5 protein-coding genes are annotated in these 7,772 nt (G+C 50.1%); all 5 read left to right on the top strand.

Features of this window, described 5'->3' with window-relative positions; translation table 11 throughout:
• The first annotated feature begins 85 nt into the window (after nucleotides 1–85).
• Nucleotides 86–328, top strand: a complete 243-nt coding sequence (locus Q0140_RS01055) for a hypothetical protein (RefSeq protein ID WP_297960721.1) — start codon at nucleotides 86–88, stop codon at nucleotides 326–328.
• A gap of 10 nt (nucleotides 329–338) precedes the next feature.
• Nucleotides 339–5,030, top strand: a complete 4,692-nt coding sequence (locus tag Q0140_RS01050) for a Sua5/YciO/YrdC/YwlC family protein (RefSeq protein WP_366112816.1) — start codon at nucleotides 339–341, stop codon at nucleotides 5,028–5,030.
• A gap of 589 nt (nucleotides 5,031–5,619) precedes the next feature.
• Nucleotides 5,620–6,051 (top strand): nickel-responsive transcriptional regulator NikR, encoded by a 432-nt coding sequence (gene nikR, locus Q0140_RS01045; protein WP_005870445.1) that lies wholly within the window; start codon nucleotides 5,620–5,622, stop codon nucleotides 6,049–6,051.
• Nucleotides 6,052–6,802: 751 nt separating this feature from the next.
• Nucleotides 6,803–7,624 (top strand): hydrogenase nickel incorporation protein HypB, encoded by an 822-nt coding sequence (hypB, locus tag Q0140_RS01040; RefSeq protein WP_297960713.1) that lies wholly within the window; start codon nucleotides 6,803–6,805, stop codon nucleotides 7,622–7,624.
• Nucleotides 7,624–7,772: HypC/HybG/HupF family hydrogenase formation chaperone (gene hypC / locus Q0140_RS01035; RefSeq protein WP_297960724.1), on the top strand; the 149-nt coding region annotated here is incomplete at its 3' end. The genes hypB and hypC, both read left to right, overlap by 1 nt.

Raw genomic sequence — 7,772 nt, 5'->3', positions numbered from 1 at the left:
GCAAAAATTTTGACGCGAGCTTTAGCGACAGCTTCGCGCTTCAAGCTCGCTAGATCGGGCATATATGCGTATTTTTGGCAAAGCTTTGAAGCCTTATTCGCAAAACGGCGAGTTGCGCGGGCATTGGGGTGCCGATAGCTGCGCCATACGGGCTAAGCTTAACGCAGATGAGATCGCGCGAAATTTTAAAAAAGCGGCAAAGGGCGCGGGCGTGAAGGAACAAATTTTATTAAATTTAGAGCATATTTTGCAGCGTCCGGAACGCTTTGTCCGCCTGCCGCGAGCGCATTTTGCTCGCAAAACAGCTCCGACGTCGCGCGATTTATGAAAGCATGTGTATGAAAGCGGCTAAATTTGAGATTTTTGGAGCGGTGCAGGGGGTTGGGTTTCGCCCATTCGTCTATAAACTCGCCGTGGATTTGGGGCTGAAAGGCGAGGTTTATAACGATGGCGAGGGCGTTAAAATCATCGTTTGCGTAGACCTTTTCGGAGCGCAACAGAACTCAGTCGATAAAAATTTCGCCTCTTTAAATTTAGATGAGCCAAATTCTAACGAAATTCAAGCACAGAAAGTATCGTTATCAGCTACTCGGTCTTTAAATTCTACCAAGCCGGATTCTAACGAGACCGCAAGCTCGTCACTAAATTTTACGGGCTCAAATTTAAATTCGAACTCCATTTCGCCGCAAAGCACACCGAACTTACCGGATGATTCGGCCGGCTCACTACGTGATCTAGCAAACGATTTAGCAAATCCGCCTGATTTGACGAGCTTGCCGCATGATTTGACGAGAGATTTTCAAGCCGCAGCGAGCGAGAAATTCCTGCCCAACTTATCCGAGCCAAATCTAAACGGGCAGGGCTCTATCTTGCTAGCTTTACCCGAGCAAAACCTCTGCTCGCAGGATTTGCAGGGCTCTGAGCACCATCCGCAAAACGCCGAGCAAGATCTGCGCGAAGAAGAAATTTTAAAAATTTTCGAGCAGCGCCTTCGCAGCGAGGCGCCGCCGCTTTGTCGTATCGATAAAATTACCCGCACCGATCTAAATACGCAAGATTTTACGCAGAATTTTACTGATTTTAAGATCACGCAGTCCAAAGAGGGGCGTAAATTTAACCCGATCCTGCCCGATTTTGCGATCTGCGATCAGTGCAAAAAAGAGTTTTACGACCCGCAAAATCCGCGCTTCCACTATCCTTTTATCAACTGCACCGATTGCGGCCCGCGCCTTAGCATCATCGCCGCGCTGCCGTACGACCGTGCAAATACCACGATGAGGGAGTTTGAGATGTGCGAGTTTTGCCGCGGCGAATACACGGACCCGCTCACGCGCCGCTATCACGCCGAGCCGATCTCCTGCCCGCACTGCGGCCCGCAGCTGTTTTTATGCGGCGCGGACGGCGAAATTTTATCAAGCGGCGAGGATGCGATAGCGCGCACGGCGGAGCTTTTGCGGCGCGGACAGATCGGTGCGATCAAAGGGATGGGCGGCTTTCACATCGTCTGCGATGCGACGAACGAGTGCGCAGTACGGATGCTGCGAACGCTCAAAAAACGCCCGAGCAAGCCTTTTGCGATCATGTGTCGCGACGCAGCGCAGGCAGGGCGCGCAGCAAGCCTAAGCGCAGAGGAAGAGGCGCTGATAGACTGTAACGTCAAGCCGATCGTGATTTTAAAAAAGCGCGAGTTTGTTTGGCGCACGCTGACGGGCTTTGCGGCGGATTTCGGCACGCAAAATTTAAAGGCGCAAGGCAAAAATCCTATATCGCCGAGATTTGCAGGCGAGCAAGAAGAGACGGCGCAAGAGCGGGGCTCTGCGTTACAAAATTTACGCAATTCCGCGGCGCAAAATTTTAGCACGCAAGGCGCTGAGAATTACACGGAGCAGGGCGAATTACAGAGTGCGCAAATTTTCAGTAAAACGGCGCGTCGTAATTTCGCCTACGATACGCTAGCGGCAGACGACTCGCAGTGTGCGGCAAACGAGCTAAAGCGCACATACGATGGGTCTGATTTGCAGTGCGTGGCTAAAAATTTGAGCTCGCCGCAAGCAGAAGGCGAGCTAGAGCTGCGACATACGACTAATGAGTTAAATTTACAGTCCGCAGTGGATAGCCAAGACTCGCAATGCGCGGCGAATGAGCCTGATTTTCGGCTTGCGACGGACGAGTCTATTTCGCAAAATTCGGCGAATATTCAGAGCTTGCGACATGCTGCAAATAAGGCAGATTTGCAGCGTTCGGCGAGCGAGCCGAGTCCGCAACAGACGATAAATTTGCAAGGTTCATGCTCTGCACAGGCGTGCACGGCGCGCGTACACGGCGCCCATTCCGATAGCGAGGGCGATTTCGTGCGTTTGCCCGCAAGCTTTTCGGCGATTTTTAGAGCAGGCGCGATTTTTATCGCTCCAAGCGTGGCGCCGAACCTTAATAAAATCGGCATTTTCATAGCCAACACCGGCGTGCATCTGCTGCTTTTTGAATACTTTGATCGCCCGATTGTCGCTACTAGCGCCAATATCAGCAGCGAGCCCATTATTTTTAGCAGCGAGGAGTTGCGCGCGAAGCTGGGCGGCGTCATCTCGTTTTACCTGGACAATAATCGCGAAATTTTAACGCCGAGCGACGATAGTATCGCGTTTTTGCAGGAATTTAAAAAAGAAGCTGTAAGCGCGAAGGCAAACGATCGCACGCACGATATATACACGCTTGAGACCCGGGCTCACAGCGAGAATATGGCGCAAAATTTTGAAGCACCGCATGCTATGTCGCTTCCCTCGATCGATACGAAGTCCGATTTGAACGTGATTATAAAGCGGCAGCCGAATGAAAATACGTCAAACTCGAAAAGCGATGATCTGAAACGGGCAAATTCCAAGCAAGGCTCGAAGTGCGATCCGAGTGAAGGTCTGCAAAGCTCGCAAGTAGCCGTTTGCGAGCTAAAAAATTCGCAGAATTTATTCAAAAAAGCAAAAAACGAGCAAGAAAGCGCCGCACTAGGTAGCATCTGCGATGCGGCGGCAGCCGATGAAAGCGCCGATGCGGCGATAGATAGTTGTGACGCGCTCTCGGATGACGGGCACAACGTCGTGGCATCAAACGATGAACTCGACGATGCATCTTTAAATTTTAAAAACGGCGTGGCATTGATTGATATGAAGCGCCGCAGCCCCGAGAACGCGAAAAATTTCAAAAAAGCAAAAGGCGAGCAGGGCGCGGTAACATTGAGCGATAAATTTGGCGCCGCACCTTCAAATTTAAAAAGCGACGTAGCGGCGTCAAGCGAAGTCATGCATAATATCGCAGTCCCGGATAGCGAGCACTTTGCGACTTCAAATAGCAAGCGAGGCGCGACCCCAGGCAGCCAGGACACAACATTAAATTTTAAAAACGGCGTCGCAGCGTTAAATTTCAAAAGCGCGAACGATCAAGCGAGCGGAATTTTAAATCGCGCGCTATTTTTGCGAACATCTCGCGGAATGAATCCAAAAATTTTCCCTAGCAAATTCCGGCTAAAAGGCACTTTCCTGGCGCTCGGAGCGGAGCTGAAAAATCAGTTTGCGATCTACAAAGACGGGCAAATTTTCATCTCGCCCTACATCGGCGATCTTAAAAATGTCGCCACGAATGAGCGATTTTTTGCGCTTTTGGATATGTTCGTGCGCGCCTACGAGCTGAAATTCGACGCCGTCATCGCGGATCTGCACCCGCAGTTTTCACACACGCGATTTTTCGAGCAGCGCGGATACCCCGTGATCCGCTACCAGCACCATTTCGCGCATCTGGTGTCGAATCTGGCGCAAGATGAGCTGTTAGGCAGCGGCAAAAAATACCTTGGCTTCTGCTTCGACGGCACCGGCTATGGTACGGACGGCACGATCTGGGGCGGCGAGGTGATGGTGTTTGACCCGCACGGCTATCGTCGCGTCGCAAAATTCGACGAGATCGCGCTTATCGGCGGCGAGAATGCGATCAAAAACATCTACAAGCTTGCGCTCGCGCTCATATTTAAATTTAATGCAAAGGACGCTGCGCGCGAGTTTTTAGCAAAATTTAGCGCGAGCGAAGTAGCAAATTTAGAAAAAATCGCGCCGCGTGCCGTCCGCTCAAGCTCGCTAGGGCGGCTATTCGACGCGTTTGCAGCGATTATTTGCGATCTACGAGCCGTCAGCTTTGACGGCGAAGCGGGCATGCGACTTGAGAACCTATATATCGACGGCTGCGAGCAGAGCTATAAATTTAGGCTGAAAAAAGCGGGCGCGGCAAGCGAAGCGGGGATTTTTGACAAGATAAAAAGCTCTATCGACTCTGCGGTGCGCATGCCCGAGAAATTTGGCGCGGCGAAAAATCCTATCTGCAGTGCAGAACGCGAGGATAAAAGCGGCGTCTGTAGAGGAAATTCTATCGATGCCGCGGTGCGAATAGCGGAAAATTTTAGCGGCTCGATAAATCGCGATAGCCGCGCGACGAATTCTAATAGCGGTGAAAGATTTGCAGCCACGAACGCCGCGAACGTTTGCAGCTCGGCTAGCGACGCGGAAAATTCCGCGGCAAATTCCACAATCGGCGATACCGAGCAAAATTTTATATACGCGCCGAATTCGACAAACACTCGGAGTTTAAATTCTGCGTATGGAATCAATTATGACTTATCGATGAGCGTAGCGGATTCTGCGTCAAATTCCACGACAAATTCTACGGGTGACGAGGCGCCGCGGGGCTTTGGCGGCGAATGCTACGTGATCGATTACGAAGAGGCGTTTTTGCAGGCTTTGAGCGATGAGCCGCGCTTGGCCGCGACGAAATTTATAAACGCCATCGCAAATTTCATCGCGGAGTTTGCGGAGGGCTTCGGGCTCGAGGTCGTGCTAAGCGGCGGAGTCTTTCAAAACGCCACGCTTCTAAATCTTACGTGCGCGAAGCTGCGCGAGCGAGGGATAAAATTTCATCTAAATCGCACCGTTCCTTGCAACGACAGCGGCATCGCATACGGGCAGCTCGCAGCGTATCTAAGCGAAATTTCGCGCTAAGCTCGTCCACAAAAAACGCAATTATAGCCGTTAAGCTCGCTCTTTGTAAAATTTACTAGTTTCATCTCGCCGCTAAATTTAATGAACTCTGCGCCCTGCCTGCGCTTTGCGTAAATTCTAACGCTACGGCGATAAAATCACGCAGCTAGCTTTTCTAAAATCGCAAAATCAGCGAATAAATTTGCGCCTTACCGTCTCTATATGTCACAACCGAAACGTTAAAATTTTAAAATTTAACGGCGCGCCGTTGCCTGCCATAGCGTCACGCGTGCTATTACGGCGATCGATACAAAATTCTACCGCGGCGCGTGGCTAAATACTGCGCAGATCCCAAGCTAAGACGCTATTTAGCGCCTGACTCTTAAAATTTGGACGCAAGCTCGCGGTAGAATTTAAAATAACGTAGCACCGGTAAATTTCATCGCGCTAGTACTAAAATACAACGCGAAACTGCGAGCAAAATTTCAAAATAAGCGCGGTGCCTTGGAGCTTTAAATTTTAAAGAATAAGCCAAATTAGCGCAAAATTCTTACTATTTGAGCGGAATTTCGGTAAAATTACATTCAAAATACGCGAAATGAGGGGAGCTATGAAAAAAGAGGAAAAAGAGAGCGCCGTAAGATTTAGCATTTCGCTGCCGACGAAGCTTTTTGAGGATCTCGATGAGATGGTGCGCGCCAAGCAGTACCTAAGCCGCAGTGAGTTTATCCGCGATCTGATCCGGGAAAAGATGGTCGAGGGCGTGCTTCATGGAGATGGCGAGGATGACTGCGTGGGCGTGCTTTGCATCGCTTACGATCATCACCAAAGCGATCTGATCGAGCAGCTCGTAGAGATCGAGCACCACGCAAACGTCACCATCGTCAGTACTAGCCACTTCCACATCGACGAGCGCCACTGTTTCGAGGAGATCACGATGCGTGATAAAATTTCAAAGATCGAGCGGCTCAGCGCCAAAATCGGCGCGCTAAAAGGGGTGAAATTTTCCAAGCTCGTAAAGGCGGTTATCACCGAAGCGTAGGGCTTTTGCATGTTTTTGAAAACAGCGCGTCGCGCGAAATTTACGCGCTTTTAAATTTAAACGCAGCTTCGGCACGACTTTTGCGAGTTGTGCAGCGCGATTTTGAGGTCAAGTAGCAAATTCGGGCGGGGCCGGCTGCGCAAGGCGTGCAAATAAAATTTGTTTAAATTTACGCGGCAAACGAAAGCGCGAAATTTTATAAATTTTAATCAAAAGCGCTCTTGTCGCGGGTTGAAATTTACGCACTGGCGCGAGATCGGTACAGCTAGCGACTAAATTTTATAAGGAGCCGCATTTTCATGCCGTATTTGTAAAGCCCGAGTTAGCGTAAAATCGATATGAAAACGGCTGCCGCGACGATGTTCGGCACGCCGGAGAGAGCACGCGCGAGATTGTAGAACACCGGGATAAAATCCGCTCGCAAGCCCTGAATTTCGCGCCCCTATCTACGGCGATCTTTAGTTTATTTTGAGCCGTTGTGAGCTACGATATCTAAATTTACGGCGTACGGCTCTGCAATCTGCGAGCAGGCGATTAAATTTAAAGCAGCGCTTTGCTCGCGAGCTTTAAAATTTTGCGTCGAGCCTTCGCAAGCAGCGCACTAAATTTAGACGAAAACGAAGCACGTAAATTTCAAGCCTCATTAAATTTCATAAAATTTTGCACTTCGATATAAAATTTATCAAATTTACGCCGTTTAAAGCAAAAACGTGGTATTTTACGCGCAAAATTTATTTTCCAAGGATAAAAAATGTGTAAAGATTGCGGCTGTTCAGTAGGCCATACTCATGACGCTCATTCGCACGAGCATCTCCATACCCACGCGGACGGCACCGTCCACTCCCACGCCCATATGCATGAGGCTGGGGTCGATCACGAGCACGACGCGCACGATCATATCCACGCAAATGTCGCTATCAGCGACGCCAAGACGATCGAGGTGATGAGTAAAATTTTAAGCGCCAACGACGAGGAGGCCGCTCACAACAGAGCCCATCTGGATGAGGATAAAATTTTATGTCTAAATTTGATGAGCAGCCCCGGTAGCGGCAAGACGACGCTACTTGAGGCCACTATCAAAAGCGGCAAATTTAAAATCGGCGTCATCGAGGGTGATCTGGAGACTAACCGCGATGCCGATCGTATCATAAAAACGGGCGCACAGGCCCATCAAATCAGCACCGGCGAGACCTGCCATCTGGACGCCTTTATGGTCCACGAGGGGCTTCATCACATCGATACTAAAAATTTAGATCTGGTTTTCATAGAAAACGTCGGAAACCTCGTCTGCCCTGCAGCATTTGACGTAGGCGCGCACCTGAACGTAGTGCTTCTAAGCGTGCCCGAGGGTAGTGATAAGATCGCAAAATACCCCGTGATATTTCGCCGCGCAGACTGCGTCGTAATCACTAAAACCGCGCTACTACCGCATTTTGACTTCGATATACAGGAGGTAGTGCGCGAAGTGCACAAACTCAATCCGAAAGCCGATGTCATCGCGCTTGATAGCAAAAGCGGCGAGGGCGTGGAGAAATGGCTGAAATTCCTACAATACAAGAAGGAATTTCGTTAATGTGCCTTTCAATCCCTTCAAAAATCATCTCAATCGATGAAAACAATTTCGCAACAGTGGAGACTCTGGGCGTGCGCCGCGGCGTGAGCTTGGATCTGCTCCCCGAGCCCGCGGCGGTCGGCGAGTACGTGCTGATCCACGTGGGCTT

This window comes from uncultured Campylobacter sp. (genome assembly GCF_938045405.1).
GTDB lineage: Bacteria > Campylobacterota > Campylobacteria > Campylobacterales > Campylobacteraceae > Campylobacter_B.
This window is presented reverse-complemented; position numbering and strand designations above follow the sequence as displayed.

Excerpts from the sequence above, each read along its gene's own strand:
- Q0140_RS01050 (WP_366112816.1), top strand. The coding sequence starts at position 339 with ATGAAAGCGGCTAAATTTGAGATTTTTGGAGCGGTGCAGGGGGTTGGG.
- nikR (WP_005870445.1), top strand. The coding sequence starts at position 5,620 with ATGAAAAAAGAGGAAAAAGAGAGCGCCGTAAGATTTAGCATTTCGCTG.
- hypB (WP_297960713.1), top strand. The coding sequence starts at position 6,803 with ATGTGTAAAGATTGCGGCTGTTCAGTAGGCCATACTCATGACGCTCAT.